The organism is Planktothrix sp. FACHB-1365, from assembly GCF_014697575.1.
GTDB lineage: Bacteria > Cyanobacteriota > Cyanobacteriia > Cyanobacteriales > Microcoleaceae > Planktothrix.
The window spans coordinates 258,595-279,127 of the sequence record NZ_JACJSC010000001.1 but is presented as its reverse complement, the minus strand read 5'-3'; the positions used below and the strand labels follow the sequence as shown (position 1 = coordinate 279,127).

Sequence of the window (20,533 nt, the reverse complement as noted above, 5' to 3'; positions counted from 1 at the left end):
TAAATAGGTGAATCATCTATAGTCTTAAAATACTCTAGGGGATTTCCCTCAAGCAAACTCTAATCTTTAGTAGCTAGGATCTTTGTAGAATTGAGGAAAAGTAGAGTTAAGGGAACTGTATCAGTTAGGAAATTCCCCTAAGTTTTTAGAGCCAGTCTGTAAATTTTAAGGATAAAAAAACGATTGAGTTGAATTTTACTGATGACAATAGAAGCTGATTAGTCATACAATGGGATGATAGCTGATGTTAGCCGTTCATTGAGTTAATATTTAATATCAACCAGTAGCTTGATCAGCAAAATTTGAGAATTTTGAGAGGTGATCAATGCCAAGAACTAGCTATGGCCCGCTCGCTCAAAAGCAAACTAAATGCCTTCTATCAGCAATTCTGGCTTACGCTAATGATGAACTCAAGGGCAAAGAATATCTTCAAATTAAGTTGAATTGGCAAACAGAGAAATGGCTGATTGTTCAGACGAATGTGAGATCTCTGCAAGCATTAACAACTTTAATCCCAGGCTGTCAGTTAACCAAAGAGCAAATCAAAGAAGCACTTAAACGCCTTGAATATTTTTTGGAAATTTTGGAAGATCATCGTATCCATAAAAAAGGGTCAGAAAACTGGCATTTTACACTCAAGCTTTGGCATGAACGAAAACATAAAGAATTGAATTTGCAACAATTTGATCAGGAATGGCAGTGTCGTCAACCCGAAAAAATCAAACTTGTTGAAAATTATAGTGACCCGCCTAATCTCTACGAAAAAGTTCAAGAACTAGAATTTTCCTTAGAACAAGCCAACCTGAAAATTCAAGAGTTAGAAGGAAAACTAGAACAGGCTAATCATACTGATCACTCGAAAATAGAAATATCTAAAGTTAGGCTTGCTGCGGCTAAAACTCTAGCTCAACTCCAACGCATGATAGAGCTTTATGGATTTTATTACGAAGATATTCAGCCTTATTTTGTCAAATCCAGCGAAATGTTAGCTGAAGATTTTGATGTAATTAAAACAAGAGATTATTTGTGGAAACAACTTCAGAGAGTCCGAAAAAGCATTCGTAAAGAAATATTGAAAGAACAATTAGACATCGCTTATGTTGAATTGTGTGATTATTACCCCAGTTTTTATAATGATTTTGTTGCTGTAGAAAAAGAAATCAAAACAATAGAAGATTTTGTTTTTAGGAATTTTTTGATGTCTACTCAGGATGATATTCTTGAGTTTAGGATGTTCACTCAAAATGAATACAAAACCGCAATGCTCGGAAATGCTCTCAGAGATACAGGTTCTACCTATCAAAAATTTTTTCAATCCCAAATTGATAAATTGATTCAGCCCATGTATGATTTTTTGGTCAATTTAATTACTGCTACTACAAAAGATTAAAACCCAGATTTTAATGAATTCATATTTCCCCTATAAACTCTTCAATAATTCCACCGCAACCCGTCGATAATCCGAAGCGGCTTCTCTAGCATTATGACTTTTCGCTTGAATAATTGGCACCCCTTCTAACGGACACCGTTCATGGGCTTTATAAGCTCGAATAATATTTTTAAACACGGGAATACCCGCTTCTTGTAAGGATTTTTGGGCTTCAAAGGCATCCCCTAAACTGCGAGGATCAACCTTCGTCATTAACACCCGATGGGGAACCTGGGAGGGAATAATAGTCGATTTCACCGTTTCAATTAATGCCACTAAATCCATCGGTGCGGCTTGGGTCGGTAACACTAAATAATCGGCCACTTGCACAACGGCCAATAACCCATCGGATTTTAACGCCGGAGGGGTGTCCACCACCACTAATTCATAATCCGTCACCTGCTTCAACCGAGACAATAAACTAGCGTCAGTTTCAGACGAATGCTCAAAGGGCATATCCCCCCCTTGACCTTGTTCAGCCCACCAACAGGCCGAACCCTGGGGGTCTGTATCCACCAAGAGCGTGGTAAAGTTATTGGCAAGAATTGCAGCCAGATTAATGGCGGTTGTGGTTTTGCCCACTCCTCCTTTGCCGTTGGCGATCACTAGAATTTTGGCCATAGTTGCAGATCCGGTCACAAGGGAACTTCAGTCTAGTTTATCAAGCAGTCAGCCTTAACCGTTAATCGTTAGCCGAAAAAGAGTTAATCTGAATCAGTTATCCCTTAAGCTAAAAATCAATATAGCGGAATGTAAGACTATGGATGCCACTGCACTCTGGCAACGCTACCAAGATTGGCTATACTATCATGACGGCTTAGGACTGTACCTAGATATCAGTCGAATGCGATTCGACGATGAGTTTGTTGCATCCTTATTGCCCAAATTTGATCAAGCTTTTAAAGCGATGGAGGCTTTGGAACAAGGGGCGATCGCTAACCCAGATGAAAACCGCATGGTCGGTCATTATTGGTTACGCGACCCCGATCTAGCTCCGACTCCCGACCTGAAGCAAGAAATTGTTGAAACCTTAGAAAACATTGAAACCTTTGCTCAAAAGGTTCATCAAGGCGAAGTTAAACCGCCTCAAACCCCAAAATTCACGGATATTTTATCCATTGGCATTGGGGGATCGGCTTTAGGCCCCCAGTTTGTAGCTGAAGCCTTAGCCCCTGAACATCCCGCCCTGAATATCCATTTTATCGATAACAGCGATCCCACAGGCATTGATCGGGTTTTAGCTAGAATTGGCGATCGTCTCAACAGTACCCTCGTGCTGGTGATTTCTAAATCTGGTGGCACTCCAGAACCCCGTAACGGCATGATTGAGGTACGAAACGCCTTTGCGACCCAAAATTTGGAGTTTGCTAAACAAGCCGTTGCTGTTACTGGAGTCGGCAGTAAATTGGATCAACAAGCCCACGCTGAAGGCTGGTTAACGACCTTTCCGATGGCGGATTGGGTGGGGGGACGGACTTCGGAATTATCAGCCGTTGGGCTATTACCTGCGGCCCTACAAGGCATTGATATTCGGGGGATGTTAGTCGGAGCGAAGGAAATGGACATCGCCACCCGCAAACCCGATGTTAAAACTAATCCAGCAGCTTTATTGGCTTTGGCTTGGTATTATGCCGGAAATGGAAAGGGTGAAAAAGATATGGTGGTTTTGCCCTATAAGGATAGTTTGCTGTTGTTTAGTCGCTATTTACAACAGTTAGTTATGGAATCCTTGGGGAAGGAAAAAGACCTGGATGGCAATCTTGTTTATCAAGGAATTGCGGTTTATGGCAATAAAGGATCGACGGATCAACACGCCTATGTTCAACAATTACGCGAAGGGGTTCCTAACTTTTTTGCCACATTAATTGAAGTGTTAAAAGATCGATCCGCTACCTCAATTGAAATAGAACCGGGGGTAACATCTGGGGATTATTTATCGGGATTTTTACAAGGAACCCGACAGGCATTGTATGAAAATCATCGAGATTCGATTACAATTACAGTCCCGGAAGTGAATCCCCAAATCGTAGGTGCTTTAATTGCTTTGTATGATCGGGCTGTAGGTTTATATGCCTCGTTAGTGAATATTAACGCTTACCATCAACCGGGTGTTGAGGCAGGTAAAAAAGCGGCGGCCGTCATTTTGGACTTACAACAACAAATTATTCAAGTCCTACGAAATGCAGGTCAACCTCTTTCCCTGGAAACCTTAGCACAGCAGGCAGGAGTTCCTGATCAAACTGAAGCTATTTATAAAATTCTGCGACATTTAGCCGCCAATCAACGTGGAGTATTTTTAGAAGGAGATCTAGGAAAACCCGCTAACTTAATGGCAAGCTATAAATAAGGGGATTTGGCAGGAAGAGGGGCTTGAGTGTTAACGATTAATAGTTGACGATTACTTCTCTTCCCCCCGTCCCCTTGTCCCCCTATCTCCTTATCTCCCCATCTCTTCAGTGTCCCTATGCCTTTAACAATTTTAGTTGTTGATGATGATTTAGGGACTCGTCTCTCGATTAGTGATTACCTGGACATTTCCGGTTATTCAGTGATTGCCGCAGAGAATGGTCAGGAGGCACTGCGCCTGGTGGAGCAATATCAGCCCCACCTCATCGTCACGGATATTGCGATGCCTGAGATGGATGGCTATGAACTAATCAAGCGAGTCCGCGCTCGTCCTGTCTTTCGTCTGCTTCCGGTGATTTTTTTAACCGCTCATACCAGCACGAAAGAACGCATCCGAGGGTATCAATTAGGATGTGATAATTATTTACCCAAACCCTTTGAGTTGGAAGAGTTGGGGGTGGTGATTCGTTCTTTATTAGAGCGATCGCAATTAATTGAGTCTGAATGGCGAGTCCGTTTGGCCGATACGGTGATTGATGTCCCCGATATGGCTTTAGAACCTGTAGCGGTGAAGTCACAGCCAACCTTGGAGATTAGTCTAACCCAACGAGAACAGCAAGTGCTGGATTTATTAGCAGAAGGGCTGTCTAATATTGCTATTGGTGATCATTTACACCTTAGTCCCAGAACTGTAGAAAAGTATGTTAGTAGTTTATTCAGAAAGACGGATAGTAATAATCGGGCTGAGTTGATCCGGTTTGCTCTAAAACACAACTTGATTTCTTGACATTTTATAGCGATAAGTAATGATAGACTGCCTAGCGTTTACAGAGGTTGACAGGTTGACAGGTTGACAGGCAAGATGCCTGTTCCACTATCACAAAATCACAATTTTCGGGAATTATTATAACAATTCTCTAGGATTCTTAAAAATATTTACAGTTCTTCACTCGTTTTGTTCGAGATTGGTTCTATAATTCACCTATAGAACTTATACACGCAGCAAGATCTCTCTTCGCTTGCGAGGGAGGACGCTCCCACTGTTGAGCTTCAATGCCGAAAGCAAAATAAGCGAAATCAACGAAATCGGGTGTAAGCTAAATATTTATTGATTTGGAACTCAATATTATGGAATGTCACAAATGTTCCGCCCACTGTTCAAGTCACTCTCCCCAGTTTTTGCCTAAATTCTTGAGAAAATATCTCAAGAAACAACCGGAAAAATTGACAGAACCCCACAAAATCCCCAAAATTGCCTTAGTTGGAATGCCAAATGTCGGTAAAAGCGTTGTCTTTAACGGCTTAACAGGGACTTATGTTACCGTTTCTAACTATCCAGGGACAACGGTAGAAGTCTCACGGGGAGAAATTAAATTGGGTAATACCCCGATTACCGTTGTGGATACCCCTGGAATGTATTCTTTAATTCCAATTACTGAAGAAGAAAAAGTATCCAGAGATTTATTAATGAACGAATGGTTTGATTTAGTCGTTCATGTTGTGGATGCTAAAAACTTAAGTCGAATGTTACCCCTAACCTTTCAACTGATGGAAACCGGTTTACCTGTGTTACTCGCTATCAATATGATGGATGAAGCCAAACAATTAGGGTTAGGGATTGAAACTGAAGATTTAGAAAGAAAATTAGGTATCCCCATTGTCACAATGGCCGCCGCTTTAAACCAAGGATTACGCCAGTTAAAACAAAGGATTGTAGACCATGTTGAGTCCCGTGATTTATCCGCAACCCATCGAGAGCGCTATCACGCAAATCGAGTCTCTGTTTTCTGAAGATTCTCTTCCCAATTGGGTTGATAATTATGCCATTTCTCGGCGAAGTTTAGCGTTATTACTGCTGCAAAAAGATCCCAACCTTTGGCAATTGCTTCAACAGGATCAACAACGATATCAAGAGGTAGAGATTATTCTAACGGCGGCTCAAAATCAATTAAAAGAACCTGTTTCTACCGCCATTGCTCATACTCGTCAAGAACAAGCCTGGAACCTAGAAAAAGACGTTGTTTCTGAACCTCCCCAGGAAAAAACCCTATTCACTGAAAAACTCCATCAAATTACTGTTAATCCGATTACTGGATTTCCAATTTTATTGATTATTTTGTATTATGGAGTTTATAAATTTGTTGGAGAATTTGGGGCGGGAACCTTAGTTGATCTGATTGAAACCTTCTTTGAACAACAGATTAATCCCGTTGTTAATCAGATAACAGCCTTAATTTTTCCTTGGGAACCGATACAGGATTTAATCGGAAATGACTATGGGATTATTACCTTGGGAATTCGCTATGCGACCGCAATTGTTTTACCCGTTGTCGCTACGTTCTTTTTAATGTTTTCCCTTTTAGAAGATAGCGGTTATTTACCTCGATTATCTCTGATGTTAGACCGGGTATTCAAATCTATTGGATTATCAGGACGGTCTGTAATTCCGATTGTTTTAGGGTTTGGGTGTGATACGATGGCAACGATGGTAACACGCACCTTAGAAACTAATCGAGAACGATTAATTGCGACTTTTTTACTGTCCTTAGCGATTCCTTGTGCGGCACAATGGGGCGTAATTGTGGGATTATTATCCCAAAAACCAATGGCATTAATCGCTTGGGCTGTATTTTTAACGGTTATTTTCTTGGTGATGGGGTTTTTAACTTCAAAACTCCTCCCTGGAAAACCTGCGGGATTTTATATGGAAATTCCGCCGTTAAGAATTCCTAAATTTAGAAATATTGTGATCAAAACTTGGGTGCGAATGAAGTGGTATTTTTATGAAATTTTACCTTTATTTATTTTTGCATCCGTGTTAATCTGGTTGGGACGATTAACGGGGTTATTTGATATCTTAGTTCGCGGGCTAGAACCGATTAGCTTAAGTTTAGGACTTCCCTCGGAAGCAGCCCCTATTTTCTTATATGGCTTCTTCCGACGAGATTATGGGGCGGCGGGATTATTTGATATGCAGCAACAGGGGATTTTTAATGGAAATCAACTGTTTATTGCCGCAATTGTGTTGACGTTGTTTTTACCTTGTATTGCTCAATTACAAATGATGTTGAAAGAACGAGGAACCCTAACAACAATATTAATGACTTCCTTCATCTTTCCCTTTGCATTTCTTGTTGGGTACTGCACTAACTTAGCGTTAAATATTTTAGGAGTCAGTTTCTAAATGATGGCATTATCATCGGTTAAAACGGGAAAAACAGGAATCATTTCTTGCTTAAAAACAGAGGATGAAGCCTTAATGAGAAAGTTAATGGCCTTGGGAATTATGCCCGGAATTAATATTCAATTAGAGCAGAAGTTCCCTTCCTATATTATTAAAATTGGTAGAACTCGTGCGACCTTAGACCAAGAGACGGCAGAACGAATTTATATTCAGTAGAAGAATTTTTTCCCGCCTTTCTATCAGTATTTGTCAGAATAGTTAGGACAAAGACTGAGGCAGCAAACCTAGGCGGTGAAATCTTTTAATCCTTGCTCTTGAATCACAAATTCTAACAATCCAGCACAAGAATCTAATAATAAATCAATCACTTGATTAAATCCTTCTGCGCCCCCATAATAGGGATCTGGAACCTCTTTTAGGGTGTGATGACGACAGAATTCACACATTAATTTAACTTTGTGGCGATATTTTCCTGATGGATCAAGATAGAGAATATTTTGATAATTGTCTTGATCCATTGCTAAGATTAAATCAAACTGTTCAAAATCATCTCGTTTAAATTGACGCGCTTTTCCGGTCATTTTAATTCCCCGTTGGTTTGCCGCTTGGGTCATGCGTCGATCTGGGGGACTGCCAATATGATAACTTGAGGTTCCGGCGGAATCACAAATAATGCGATCGCTCAAATTTGCCTGATCAATTAAATGATTCATAATATTCTCAGCCGACGGAGAACGGCAAATATTACCCAGGCAAACAAAGAGGAGTTTGTAAGGCATAAGTTAAAAATAAAGTTAAAAATAAAGTTAAAAAATGAGGAGTTAGAAGCCGTAGAGAAGCCACCTGTGAGATTTGTAGCTTAGTCAAAAGGCTGGTTTTTAACTGTTCTCCGCGTCTTCTCCCCCTCGATTCTTTCTCCCTTGTCCTTGAGACTTTAACCTAATCCAGGTAAATTCAAACCTCCTGTCAGTTCTTCCATCCGTTCCCGCATCGTCTTCGTAGAGTTCTTATACGCTTCTTGCATGGCAACGAGAACCAGTGCAGAGAGGACATCAGCACCTTCTCCTAAGACATCCGGTGAAATTTCGACTCGACGGGGTTCTTGATTTCCACTTAAGTAAACCTTGACCAAGCCTCCTCCAGCTTCCCCAAGAATTTCCAAATCATCAAGCTCTTCTTGAAGCTTTTTCGCTCCCTCTTGAACCTGCTGCGCCTTTTTGAAGGCATCAGCGAGTTCTTTCATTTTGCCTAGACCAAAACCAAATCCTTTATCTTGTGTCATAGTTTGTTCCTGTAGCGCCGAGAACGCCTTGAATATTGATTAAAGTGAACCGCAGACAGGTAAGCTATAGTAGCATTTTTTGGGGCTGATTAACTGCATCCTGGGGGAAGAAATTACCCCCAACGGTCTCCAACATAAAGATTAACAAACTTGAAAATCACCCATAATTTTAACCTCCGGTTCTAATAAAAACGACCACTGCCGTTCAACTTGTTCTTGAATATGACGAATTAACAAGAAGATATCGTTGGCCGTTGCTCCCCCACAATTGAGAATAAAATTGGCGTGGCGTTCTGCTACCTGAGCTTGGCCAATGGTGTAGCCTTTTAAACCCGTTTGTTCAATCAGCCAACCCGCCGCTTTCGGGCCAGGATTGCGAAAAACACTGCCACAACTCGGTAGATGATAAGGTTGATTATCGCGACGGTGATTAAAATGAGCCGTTGTATCTGCTAGAACCTTCTGGGGATCATGACCCGGTTCTAACTGGAAGGTCGCTTGAGTCACAAACCGATCACCTCCTTGTAAAATCGAGGTTCGATAACGATAGGCTAGATCTTTAGGGGTGAGGAGTTGTAAGTCTCCAGCCCTCGATAGAACATGAGTATTAACTAAAATATCTGCGGTACAGGATTTATGAGCACCTGCATTCATAACCACCGCACCACCGATGGTTCCAGGGATACCCACAGCCCACTCCAACCCTCGCCATCCCAAACGAGCCGCTTTCCAAGCCAGACGAGGCAGGGAACTGCCAGCCCCAGCCGTGAGTAACCCAGCTTCTACATCAAACTGGGCATGACGTAAATGGCGAGTTGCAATCACTAATCCCGATAACCCTTGATCACTAATCAGTAAATTTGATCCGGCGCCGAGTAGGGTGATGGGCAATCCTTCAGTATTGGCCCAACTCAGGGTTTCTTGGAGTTGTTCTACCCCTTTAGGTGCGACATACCACTCGGCGGGCCCTCCAACCCGAAAGGATGTCAAGGTGGTTAAAGGAACTAAAGATTGAATCAAACAGTCTGTTTCCGGTAAGGCTATGCAGCGTGGAACTTTGCAATTCGTTTGACCGGGAGAGTCATAAGAAAGTGTCATGACCATATCGAAATGAATACCTTAGAACTTGGATGTAAATCACCGATTGACTATCAACTCAATCCAAAAGCGCGTGTTGGCACTCTGGCTCTATCCCACCAGTGTCCTGGGAAGTCTGATAAAATGCCATAACTTCTGGAATAATTTTGTTGAGGTTGCCTGCACCGAGAAAGAGAACTAAATCGCCAGGTTGCAATAGTTGTGCTAAACCGATCTTCAGGGCATCCATCGAGGGTTGATATAACACTTGAGGATGGTAATTGGCAATCAAGTCTGCTACCATGAGCCCGTCAATTTCCCAAAGATTAGGTTCCCCAGCACTATAAATCTCGGTGAGAACAACAACATCAGCATCACTGAAACACTGAGCAAAATCTTGCAGAAAGGCATGAGTTCGACTATACCGATGGGGTTGAAAAATCGCAACAATACGCTGAAGGTGAGGTTGAGTGTTTAAGGTGCTTTCTTGCATCCGAAGGCGGGCAGCGGCGAGGGTGACTCGGATTTCGCTGGGATGATGGGCGTAATCGTCTACAAACAAGATGTTGTTGTGACACCCTCGGTACTCAAAACGACGTTTGGCTCCTTCAAATTCCGCTAATGCCTTGGCTATGACGGAAAACTCCATTCCTAACTGGCGTCCTACCGCAATCGCAGCTAAGGCATTGCTGAGATTATGCTGCCCTAGCAATTTTAACTCTAGCTCTCCCAAGAAACTGCCTTTTTCCACAATTTGAGCATAGATACCATTGGGTCTATATTCGATGGCTTTGGCAGTGTAATCAGCTTCTGTGTGAGGATTCAGGCTGTAGGTAATACTGGGTTGAATTTGATCCCGTACTATTGCACAATCGATACAACCCACTAGGGTTTTACAGTTGGTATCAAAGACTTTAAAAGTATTGATTACTTGGTCTAGGGTTTCATAGTGATCGGGATGGTCTAACTCAATATTGGTAATTACGCCGATTTGAGCCGTGATTTTGACCAGGGAACCATCGGATTCATCGGCTTCAGCCACCATATAAGGCCCCTGACCCATACGAGCATTCCCTTCCCACGCATCCACTTCTCCCCCAACTAAAATTGTGGGATCAAGACCTGCGTTGAGCAACATGAAGGCAATCATACTGCTGGTGGTGGTTTTTCCATGGGTTCCAGCCACAGCAATACTTTGGTAATCTTGAATCAGCGCGGCTAGTAAATCGGAACGGTGAAAAATCGGACAGCCCAACTCTAAAGCAGCTTGATATTCGGAGTTTCCCGCATGGATGGCAGTAGAACAAATCACCTGGGGTAATTCTTGCGACCGTTTGGTCTTGCCATTAGAATTAAAAGTTTCCGCTTGAATGACGGAAGCAGACCGGGAGTTCAATCCATTTTCACAGACTGATAACTCTACTCCTCGTGACCTTGGGGAACTGGGTTTGGGATTCCCTTCATCTAGGGATTGTTTAATGTACTCAAAGTTGCTTGCATCTTGATGACAAAAGATTTGAGCACCTAACGCTTGTAAGCGTTGAGTAATATGGCTACGTTGAATATCCGAGCCATAAATGGGTAGCTTTCGCTTCGCTAGGATGTAGGCGAGGGCTGACATTCCAATCCCACCAATCCCGATGAAGTGAAATGGCCTCCCAGTGAAATCAACAGAACTCGGCATCGATCACTCCTTATCACACCACACCACACCAATAACACGCGATATCATATCAAGAATTGTTTTTTACCGATACTCCTCAGCCAACATTTCTCAGATGGTCTTTGTAATCTAGCATCTTTAGATTTAGGTGAATTGAGTTCTCTCAGTAGTTGTATACTATATACCCCCTGAGTTCAGAAATCACCGGAGTCCCCCTAAATCAATGAAGGGATTCAGGAGACGGAGCGGTGAATCTTGACCGGAAATTGTTCAACTTGATTTTAATCCCGACAAAAAAAGTCGGGTATGATTGACGGCTATTTGTAGACTGTGATACTTTGTTTTCAACATTCCAGTATCGGATTTTCAGTGGAGGACAGGTCATGACTCAGGCAACCACCAACAACTTAAACTTAACCGGGGCGACTTTTGACAAACTCAAATGTAAAGAGTGTGGCGAAGAATACGCCCCCGAAGCCAAGCACGTTTGTGAAGTGTGTTTTGGCCCCCTAGAAGTTCAATATAACTATGACCTGCTCCGCCAAACCGTGACTCGCGCTACCATTGAAGCTGGCCCTAACTCCATTTGGCGTTATCGCAAGTTTCTTCCTGTCGCTACTGAGAATGTGATTGATGTTGGAACCGGAATGACCCCCCTGATTAAGTCAGAACGGTTAGCCCGTCGCCTGGGTTTGAAAAATCTTTATATTAAAAACGATGCTGTGAATATGCCCACCCTGAGCTTCAAAGACCGGGTGGTGTCCGTTGCTCTAAGTCGGGCTAGAGAATTAGGCTTTTCGACGGTTTCCTGCGCCAGTACCGGAAATTTAGCCAACTCCACCGCCGCCATTGCTGCAAGAGCAGGTTTGGACTGTTGTGTGTTTGTCCCGGCGGACTTAGAAGCGGGTAAAATTTTAGGAACCTTAATCTATAACCCGATTTTAATGGCCGTTAAAGGCAATTATGATCAAGTTAATCGCCTGTGTTCAGAAGTGGCCAATACTCATGGTTGGGGCTTTGTGAATATTAACCTGCGTCCCTACTATTCTGAAGGATCAAAAACCCTTGGCTATGAAGTGATTGAACAACTGGGCTGGAAATTACCCGACCATGTTGTCGCCCCCATTGCTTCCGGTTCCCTGTTTACCAAAATTCATAAAGGTTTTCAAGAATTCGTCAAAGTCGGTTTAGTGGATGACAAACCCGTGCGTTTCAGTGGAGCACAAGCAGAAGGTTGTTCTCCAGTGGCTTCTGCTTTTAAAGAAGGACGAGATTTTATTACTCCGGTTAAACCCAATACCATTGCTAAATCCATTGCCATTGGCAATCCTGCTGATGGAGTTTATGCGGTTGAATTAGCGAACAAAACCAACGGAAATATTGAATGCGTCAACGATGAAGAAGTTATTCAAGGCATTAAATTATTAGCCGAAACGGAAGGAATTTTTACCGAAACCGCAGGCGGAACTACAATTGCCGTCTTGAAAAAATTGGTAGAAGCAGGTAAAATTGACCCTGAAGAAACCACCGTTGTTTATATTACAGGCAATGGCTTAAAAACCCAAGAAGCCGTGCAAGGGGATGTCGGTGAACCCTTAACCATTGAACCGAAATTAGAAAGTTTTGAACGGGCAATTGAACGAGCTCGCACCTTAGACCGTCTGGAATGGCAACAAGTGTTAGTTTAGCCTTCACGGTGTTAAACCCAAACTTGCCTAGAATATCCGAACAGTAGAGGCGTTCTTGGAAACGTTTCTACTGACCTAAATCCATTCATTTGTAGTTTTGTTGAACCTATGACTGTTAAAGTTTTAATTCCCACACCCCTGCAAAAATTTACCAACAATGAAGCCGTAATTGAGTGTGAAGCTTCTAATATTTCGGAATTAATTAATTCCTTAGAAACCCAATGTCCAGGGATTAAAAAAAGTCTCTGTGATGACGAGGGAAAACCCCGTAAGTTTTTGAATTTCTATGTCAATAGTGAAGATATTCGCTTTTTACAAGGAGCAAACACTGAACTTCAACAAGGAGATGAAGTTAGTATTGTTCCGGCGGTTGCGGGAGGTTAATTGGGTTTAATATTAATAGATATTTTTTAGGACATGATTCACACCATGTCCTTGTTTTATACTATAAAAATTGAGGATTAATATGATCATGCAGATTGATACTCCCCAAAACCATCGTCGCTAGACTGCATTAACAAGCCTTGAGCAAACTGTTGAACATAATCATTAAATCGTTGAGAACTTAACACATCCGTCATTTGCATCGCCCATTGATTTAAACCCGCTACTAAATTGATCAGTTCAGACTTTTCGTTTACAGAATTGAGTTCACCGAGATACTTAGAATTTAAAAGCGTCTCTAAATCTAGTAAAATTTTTTGGCAAAAACAGATCATTTTATCTAAATATAACCGAATGCGGTTAAGAGCCAAACTATTAGAATTGGTTTGATTAATTGTTTCTATCACCCGATAACAATTGTTTTCTAAACAGTGGGCCGCATCTTGAATCAGTGTTATATATTCTACCGGGGACTTAGCAACTTTCTTTTCTTGGGTCAAAGCGACTTGGAGCAAATAAGATGAGGAAGCAATAATAGAGGCGGAAGTTCTTAAATAATGATGAATTTCTGTTGTAATATCCTGAACTGTGGTAAAATCCCTATCCAAATTTAACACTAGATTTAACGGTAGCATAAGTTGGGTTCTCCTGAATTAACTGAATACCATCATCAGTGATTAACCCGAAAAACCCAGTGAAATAAATCTCTCAATTTCCATGATTTTGATCACAATGTCCTGGGGTATCAGTACATTTACTTAGGATTTAAGAAAAATTTCCCCTCGCCTTGGAGGAGAGGGGGTTAGGGGGAGAGGTCACAAACCCCGTTTCTGAAGAATTTCTAAGTCTAAGACGCGACTCGTGCGGTACTGCGAGGACGACGACGACCCGTTACTTTTGCTGAAGTTTCTTGTTCTCCTTCAGGGGTTTGTACTAATAACACTAACAAAGGGTTACTGGGAATTTCTCGACGCAAAACACGCTGAATAGAACGTTCAATTTGAGTCTTTAACCCTTCCCAATCAATTTCCTTCGTTTCCGTACCAAATGTGCGGGCGAATTCTGTCCAACGTTCCGTTAAAACATTCTCAATAGTTTGGCTTAATTGTTGTTGAATAGAACCTTGGTCAACACTATTCACAACCCCTTTCAAATGAATTTCAGGTCTTGCTAATAACTTACCATCGGTTCCAACCGCCGCCGCTACAGTAACAACTCCTTCTTCTGCTAATTGACGTCGTTCTTTCATGGTTTCATCTTTAACAACGCCAGAGCGAGAGGAGTCTACGGGTTCAATTCCGGCTTGAACTTTATCGGCAATCCGAATCGATTCTTTCGTTAATTCTACCACAAAACCGTTATCAATTAACACCATATTTTCGGGGGGAATTCCCATACTTTGAGCCGTCTTTTGGTGTTGAACTAACATCCGGTGTTCTCCATGAACAGGAACAAAGAATTTCGGACGAGTTAAGGCTAACATTAATTTCTGATCTTCTTGGCATCCATGACCGGAAACATGAATTCCCTTCTCGCGACCATAAATCACATTTGCCCCCTGCATCATCAATTTATCAATGGTATTGACGACTGCAATCGTATTACCCGGAATGGGGTTCGCTGAGAAAACAACCGTATCCCCTTTCTTAATCCCAATTTGACGGTGTGCACCTTCAGCAATTCGGGTTAAAGCCGATAACGGTTCCCCTTGAGATCCCGTTGTTAAAATCAGCAATTTATCATCGGGAATCCCATTAATTGAATTCAGAGGAACAAACAACCGATCTTCACATTTGACATAGCCTAACGTCCGAGCGTGAGCAATCACGTTTAACATAGATCGACCCACCACCGATACTAATCGACCTTGCTTTTGGGCAATATTTAAAATGATATTTAGACGGTGAACCGAAGAAGCAAAGGTAGTGACTAAAATTCGACCCTGAGCTTGGGCAAAAATTCGTTCTAAATTGGGATAAACGGAACTTTCAGAAGGCGTAAAGCCTGGGATTTCAGCGTTTGTAGAGTCACTTAATAAACAGTGAACGCCTTTTTCTCCATATTCGGCTAACCGTTGGAAATCAAAAAATTCTCCATCTACCGGAGTATGATCAATTTTAAAATCTCCCGTATGAATCACCACACCAACAGGGGTCGTAATCGCAACAGTAAAACTATCAGCAATGGAGTGAGTATTCCGAATATATTCGACCAAGAAATATTTGCCAATTCTCACCATTTCACGGGGACGAACGGATCTTAATTCTGTGCGTTCTGCAACTCCGGCTTCTTCTAATTTTCCTTGTAACAATGCCATCGCTAATCGAGGGCCATAAATCACCGGAACTTCAAATTGTTTGAGGTGAAAGGGAATACCACCAATATGATCTTCATGTCCGTGAGTGACAATCATGCCTTTAATTTTTTCCCGGTTTTCCCGTAGATAGGTAACATCCGGTAAAACAATATTAACGCCGTGCATTCCATCCGTTGGAAACGCTAACCCGGCATCTAAAATCACAATTTCATCTTCATATTCAAACACACAGGTGTTTTTTCCAATTTCATGTAATCCCCCTAAAGGAATAATTCTTAAAGCACCGGAGTTAAAGACAGGGGTGGAAGGTTCTGAAGTCATAGCAGAGGTTCTTTTTCTAATAATTGGGGTGTTACCGTTTCTCATCATGCTGATTCTTTCCTTTTTTTTGTTAATGGTTTACCAATGAAATAAGGGCTGAATTTAAGAATTTCCAGAATTTACAGGATCCCTCGTGATTACTTGATAAATTCTGTCAATTCTGTTCAGTATTTAGTTGTCAGAAACCTAGAAAACTTTGCCAGGATTTAAGGATCGTTTAGGATTGGGACAAAACATCGCTGATCATCATTATTGATTCTATAAATCCTGCTCATTTTTTGTAGGGGGGGTTATGGGACGAAAGGGAATTGAAAATCAGAGCGATCAAGAATAGAAAATCGGAAATCCAAAATTCTGTGCTCCTCCTGCGGTAGGATCAGGGGACTGTTTTTCTATTCCTTCGGGTTCCCTGTTCCCTGTACAGACGTGCCATGGCGCGTCTCTATGTATCAAACGTTTCTACAGATTGATCTGGTTTTTTCAGCCGTAGATCGTTAAACCCTCCTTACAGAACCCATCGCTACAAACTGATCGAGACTATCAGATAAGATTTAACTGACTCAGCACGTCCTTTAATGTGTTGGTGACTTCCACGCTTGGATCATACAAAGGTAAACGGGTTGATCCCACGTTCCAGCCTTGCAAATTGAGTGCTATTTTCACGGGGATCGGGTTTGCTGTTAGAAACAAGGCTTTAAACAACCCAAATAACCGGATATGGATCTCCGTTGCCACTTGCACTTGGCCTGCTTCAAAGGCTTGTATCATTTCTTGGAGTTGCCTTCCCACCAAATGACTAGCAACACTGACCACCCCCGAACTGCCAACGGCTAACATCGGTAAGGTTAACGAATCATCCCCAGAGTAGATCTTAAATTCAGAAGGTGTCAACCGTCGCACCTGGCTCACTTGTTCTAAATTGCCACTGGCTTCCTTAATCGCCACAATATTCGGAATCTCCGCTAAACGTGCCACTGTTTCCGGCAGGAGATTCTGTCCAGTGCGTCCCGGTATATTGTAAAGCATTATCGGCAAATCGGGACTCGATTGAGCGATCGCTTGAAAATGCCGATACAAACCTTCTTGGGGAGGTTTATTGTAATAGGGGACAACCTGTAAACTGCCATCTAATCCCAGTTTAGACGCTTTTTGGGTGGCATGAATTGCCTCTTGGGTGCAGTTCGATCCCGTTCCCGCGATCACCTTCGCTTTTCCGAACACAGCCTTCTGCACGACTTGAAACAACTCGTGTTCTTCATCCCAAGTCAAGGTTGGAGATTCTCCCGTCGTTCCGCACACAACAACAGCATCCGTTCCTTGCTCTACTAGATGGGCGGCTAACTGTTCCGCCACTGTGTAATTCACACTACCGTCTTCATGAAACGGCGTAACCATTGCCGTTATAACTCTTCCAAAACTTACCATTTGTCTTCTATCAGTTATCTTGTATCCTACATGAGTCATCTCTCAGGTTTCAGGTTTCAGGTTTCAGGTTTCAGGTTTCAGGGAAGAAGTGTCTGTCCTGACCCTATCTCCTCCCCCTGCCGTGCTTCGGGATTGCTCCCGGTTCACCCCCTACTCCCCCTGTAGCCTTATCCTCTTCGTGACACCCGACTGATAACAGGCAAGATGCCTGTTCCACACATCTGTTCTAAGACCGATGGCCGAGGAGTTGTTTTTCCACTAATAATTCAGCAATTTGCACGGCGTTTAACGCTGCACCCTTGCGGATTTGGTCGCCACAAAGCCACAATTCTAAACCACAGGGATGAGACAAATCCTGACGAATGCGACCCACTAATACCGGATCACGGCCACTGGCATCAATGGGCATAGGGAAATAGTTTGCCGTCCAGTCTTCCACCAGTTGCACTCCCGGCGCTGTGCTGAGAATATCCCGTGCTTTTTCCACACTGAAGGGCTGCTCAAATTCTAAGTTAACCGCTTCGGAATGGGCGCGTAATACGGGAACCCGCACACAAGTTGCCGAAATCCTCAGATCATTCACCCCAAAAATTTTCCGGGTTTCGTTGATCATTTTCATTTCCTCTTCACAATACCCTAACTCATTAATGGGGGTGTTGTGGGGGAAGAGATTAAATGCTAACGGATAGGGAAAAATTTCCGTTTTCGGTGTTTCTCCGGCTAAAATAGCGGACGCTTGTTGCTTCACTTCCTCCATAGCTCTAGCCCCGGCCCCACTGGCAGATTGATAGGTGGAAATCACCATCCGACGAATGGGTTGTGCCTGATATAACGGCCAAATCGCTACCGTCATTAAAATCGTCGTGCAGTTGGGGTTGGCAATAATCCCTTTGTGGTTGTTAATCGCCTCTGGGTTGACTTCAGGGACAATTAAGGGCACATCTGGGTTCATGCGGAAGGCACTGGAGTTATCGACCATCACCGCTCCGGCTGCCACTATCTTTGAGGCCCAGACCTTAGAAGTTGATCCTCCGGCGGAGGCTAACACAAGATCAACATTGTGAAACGACTCCTCCGATACAACTTCAACGGGTAAAGTTTCCCCTTTAAAAGGTAATGAGGTTCCTGCTGAACGAGGCGAAGCTAATAATTTTAACTCTCCTACTGGAAAATTCCGACTTTCCAGAAGTTCTATTAACTCCGTCCCCACAGCACCTGTCGCCCCTAAAATGGCAACTCGATATGAATTTGACAAAATTTTAACCTCCGTAATCAAAAACTCGCAATTTTAATAAATTGAAATTTTTATAGCCAACAAAATGTTTAGGGTATCGATTCATTTATGGGGAGGCTTAACCTCCCTTCTTCATTGTAGTTTAGCCGTTCTCATTCTTCCCAAAACGGAACAGAATCTAACGAACGGGTACACAAGGGCGCATAATCAGTTACGATCACTCTTTAAGTACACAACTGGATTTTTAGCAATCTTAACTTGCTAACCCCAGATTATAGTTCCCCCGCGAGTGAAATGTGTTGGGGGTATTTAATTCAGAATATCACGATTGTCAGCACCCCGCACTCTCTGTGACAAGGCTACGCGCGGAACGAAAGCTACGCGAAGTCATGCCTCACCAGAGCGTGATAGTTGACCAGCCTAAGTACCTTGTGTACTCCGTTTTTTGAGTCATGACACCCTGTGGATGCGTAGCTAGTCTCCGGCTCTGTCGTTAGTGGTTAAACATCTTTATCGGGTTAAGGAAGTGCTGCTAACCTAACAAGCTCTTAAAACCTTGGCAAAGCTAACTTTACCCTAGAAATAGGTGTTAGGAGACAACCAGATCTCCACAGAGGGGCAACCATACCCCTCTACCCCTCCCCCCCAAACCCCCACGGGGGGTTTGGGGGGGGGGAAATGTAAAGCCTAACTAGAAGTTAGGAGTTTCTACCCATTTTTCTGATGAAAGTAACCCAGGAAAAACTTCCCGCAAGTCAAATTGGATTGGACATTGAGATTACACCGGAAATGTCTAAAAACGCCTATGAACAAGTGGTTCAGCGTATGAGCCGTTCGGTGAATATTCCTGGGTTCCGCAAAGGCAAAGTGCCTCGCCACATTCTCATCCAGCGCTTGGGCCAGGAACGCATTAAGGCTGCCGCCTTGGATGATTTAATGAACCAGTATTTACCTAAAGCTGTTGAACAAGAGAACATTCAAGCGATTGGCAGCTTTGAACCCCGGGGCGAGATTGATAACCTGATTCAGCAATTTGAACCGGGAAAAACCCTGACGATTCAAGTGGCTGTGGATGTTGAACCCGAAGTCAAACTGGGTCAATACAAAGGCTTAAGCGTGCAAGCAGAAGAAGCTAAGTATGACCCCGAACAGGTGGAACAGGTCTTAAAACGGGAACAGGAAAAAAGAGCAACGTTAATTCCGGTTGAAGGTAGACCTGCCCAAGAGGGAGATGTGGCGTTTGTCGATTTTCAAGGGTACTTTGCCCAAGAGTCTGAAGAAGCGGAACCCAAAGAAATTCCTGGCGCTAAAGGCGATAATTTTCAGGTGGAATTACAGGAAGGGCGGTTTATACCGGGTTTTGTCGAGGGGATTTTTGGCATGAACCCTGGAGAAACCAAAACCTTAAATCTGAGATTTCCTGATGAATATGGGGATGAAGACGTTGCTGGAAAGGATGCGACCTTTACCATTACGTTGAATGAACTCAAAGAAAGAGAACTGCCCGAATTAGATGATGAGTTTGCTGAAGAAGTCAGCGAATTTTCGACTTTAGCGGAACTGCGAGAATCTTTAGAAAAACGATTTCAAGGGGAAAAAGATGAGCAAACCAAAGCCAATAAACGCAAAGCGTTAGTCGATGCGTTGGTGGAAACCCTGGAAGTTGATTTACCCGAAACCCTGATTCGTCAAGAAGTTGACCGACTGATTACTCAACAGGTGATGCAGTTGAGCAATATGGGGTTGGATGTGAAACGGTTATTCACTGGTGAAATGGTGCCTCGTTTACGAGAACAAGCTCGTCCAGAAGCAATTGATGCGTTGAAGCGTTCCTTAGCTTTAAAAGCTATTGCTGAACAGGAATCTTTAACCGTTACGGATGAAGAAATTCAAGCCGAAGAAGCTAAGGTTCTCAAAGAACTAGAAGGTCAAGATGTTGACCCCAAACGGTTACGCGCCTTTGTCACTGAAGATTTACTTCAGAACAAAACCTACACTTTGCTGGAAGAACACGCCACCATTGAGTTAGTTCCTGAAGGAACGTTAACACCTTTAGAAGACGAAGACGAACTCGAAGACGAAGAGGAAGAAGAGGACGAAGAACTCGACACTAACGAGGAAGAATAGTATTGAACAGGGGGAGTAGGGGCAGGGTTTCCCAGCCCTCTACTGACACCTGACAC

General features: G+C 42.9%; 18 protein-coding genes. 9 read left to right on the top strand and 9 right to left on the bottom strand.

Translation table 11 applies throughout. The features are described 5' to 3' along the window. The first annotated feature begins 325 nt into the window (after window positions 1–325). Entirely contained in the window at window positions 326–1,390 is a 1,065-nt protein-coding gene (locus H6G57_RS01275) for a hypothetical protein (protein WP_190515376.1), read from the top strand. Window positions 1,391–1,420: 30 nt separating this feature from the next. Here H6G57_RS01275 and H6G57_RS01270 read toward each other — a convergent pair whose 3' ends face one another. Further along, complete coding sequence (locus tag H6G57_RS01270; protein WP_190515374.1) at window positions 1,421–2,050, bottom strand: ParA family protein; 630 nt, start codon at window positions 2,048–2,050, stop codon at window positions 1,421–1,423. A 139-nt stretch (window positions 2,051–2,189) separates the two neighbouring features. On the opposite strand from H6G57_RS01270, the gene H6G57_RS01265 reads away from it, so the two are divergent. The 5 genes from H6G57_RS01265 to H6G57_RS01245 all read left to right on the top strand — a co-directional run bounded on the left by H6G57_RS01265 (window position 2,190) and on the right by H6G57_RS01245 (window position 7,175). Next, window positions 2,190–3,776, top strand: coding sequence for a glucose-6-phosphate isomerase (locus H6G57_RS01265; protein WP_190515372.1), 1,587 nt, complete (start codon window positions 2,190–2,192; stop codon window positions 3,774–3,776). 117 nt (window positions 3,777–3,893) lie between these two features. Continuing rightward, on the top strand, window positions 3,894–4,562 hold the full coding sequence (locus tag H6G57_RS01260; protein ID WP_190515370.1) for a response regulator transcription factor: 669 nt from the start codon (window positions 3,894–3,896) through the stop codon (window positions 4,560–4,562). Window positions 4,563–4,903: 341 nt separating this feature from the next. Continuing rightward, window positions 4,904–5,566: a FeoB small GTPase domain-containing protein gene (locus tag H6G57_RS01255; protein WP_190515368.1), complete on the top strand. Its 663-nt coding sequence runs from the start codon at window positions 4,904–4,906 to the stop codon at window positions 5,564–5,566. Beyond that, window positions 5,496–6,959, top strand: coding sequence for a ferrous iron transporter B (locus tag H6G57_RS01250; RefSeq protein WP_190515367.1), 1,464 nt, complete (start codon window positions 5,496–5,498; stop codon window positions 6,957–6,959). The genes H6G57_RS01255 and H6G57_RS01250 overlap by 71 nt, the downstream gene beginning before the upstream one ends. Then, entirely contained in the window at window positions 6,960–7,175 is a 216-nt protein-coding gene (locus H6G57_RS01245) for a FeoA family protein (RefSeq protein ID WP_190515365.1), read from the top strand. It begins immediately after the preceding gene. Window positions 7,176–7,243: 68 nt separating this feature from the next. Here the strand turns inward: H6G57_RS01245 and H6G57_RS01240 are convergent, their stop codons facing one another. The 4 genes from H6G57_RS01240 to murC form a co-directional block, all read right to left on the bottom strand. Beyond that, the gene (locus H6G57_RS01240; protein WP_190515363.1) at window positions 7,244–7,738 is read right to left on the bottom strand and encodes a low molecular weight protein-tyrosine-phosphatase; all 495 of its coding nucleotides are present in this window, start codon (window positions 7,736–7,738) and stop codon (window positions 7,244–7,246) included. 155 nt (window positions 7,739–7,893) lie between these two features. After that, window positions 7,894–8,241, bottom strand: coding sequence for a YbaB/EbfC family nucleoid-associated protein (locus H6G57_RS01235; protein ID WP_190515361.1), 348 nt, complete (start codon window positions 8,239–8,241; stop codon window positions 7,894–7,896). 141 nt (window positions 8,242–8,382) lie between these two features. Next, window positions 8,383–9,345 carry a UDP-N-acetylmuramate dehydrogenase gene (gene murB / locus H6G57_RS01230; RefSeq protein WP_190515360.1) on the bottom strand — a complete coding sequence of 321 codons (963 nt, stop codon included), beginning with the start codon at window positions 9,343–9,345 and terminating at the stop codon, window positions 8,383–8,385. 52 nt (window positions 9,346–9,397) lie between these two features. Next, on the bottom strand, window positions 9,398–11,002 hold the full coding sequence (gene murC, locus H6G57_RS01225; protein ID WP_190515358.1) for a UDP-N-acetylmuramate--L-alanine ligase: 1,605 nt from the start codon (window positions 11,000–11,002) through the stop codon (window positions 9,398–9,400). A 362-nt stretch (window positions 11,003–11,364) separates the two neighbouring features. On the opposite strand from murC, the gene thrC reads away from it, so the two are divergent. Both thrC and H6G57_RS01215 read left to right on the top strand, forming a co-directional pair. Continuing rightward, the gene (gene thrC / locus H6G57_RS01220) at window positions 11,365–12,669 is read left to right on the top strand and encodes a threonine synthase (RefSeq protein WP_190515356.1); all 1,305 of its coding nucleotides are present in this window, start codon (window positions 11,365–11,367) and stop codon (window positions 12,667–12,669) included. Window positions 12,670–12,777: 108 nt separating this feature from the next. Continuing rightward, a complete protein-coding gene (locus H6G57_RS01215; protein ID WP_190515354.1) occupies window positions 12,778–13,053 on the top strand; it encodes a MoaD/ThiS family protein in 276 nt (91 codons plus the stop codon). A gap of 86 nt (window positions 13,054–13,139) precedes the next feature. On the opposite strand, the gene H6G57_RS01210 is transcribed toward H6G57_RS01215, so the two are convergent. From H6G57_RS01210 to H6G57_RS01195, 4 genes are all read right to left on the bottom strand, one after another. Next, window positions 13,140–13,688 carry a hypothetical protein gene (locus tag H6G57_RS01210; protein ID WP_190515352.1) on the bottom strand — a complete coding sequence of 183 codons (549 nt, stop codon included), beginning with the start codon at window positions 13,686–13,688 and terminating at the stop codon, window positions 13,140–13,142. Between the two features lie 212 nt (window positions 13,689–13,900). Further along, entirely contained in the window at window positions 13,901–15,691 is a 1,791-nt protein-coding gene (locus H6G57_RS01205) for a ribonuclease J (protein WP_228041539.1), read from the bottom strand. 540 nt (window positions 15,692–16,231) lie between these two features. Next, a complete protein-coding gene (gene dapA, locus H6G57_RS01200) occupies window positions 16,232–17,116 on the bottom strand; it encodes a 4-hydroxy-tetrahydrodipicolinate synthase (RefSeq protein WP_190515349.1) in 885 nt (294 codons plus the stop codon). Between the two features lie 226 nt (window positions 17,117–17,342). Then, complete coding sequence (locus H6G57_RS01195) at window positions 17,343–18,371, bottom strand: aspartate-semialdehyde dehydrogenase (protein ID WP_190515348.1); 1,029 nt, start codon at window positions 18,369–18,371, stop codon at window positions 17,343–17,345. 702 nt (window positions 18,372–19,073) lie between these two features. On the opposite strand from H6G57_RS01195, the gene tig reads away from it, so the two are divergent. After that, entirely contained in the window at window positions 19,074–20,477 is a 1,404-nt protein-coding gene (tig, locus tag H6G57_RS01190) for a trigger factor (RefSeq protein WP_190515346.1), read from the top strand. The last annotated feature ends 56 nt before the right edge of the window (window positions 20,478–20,533 follow it).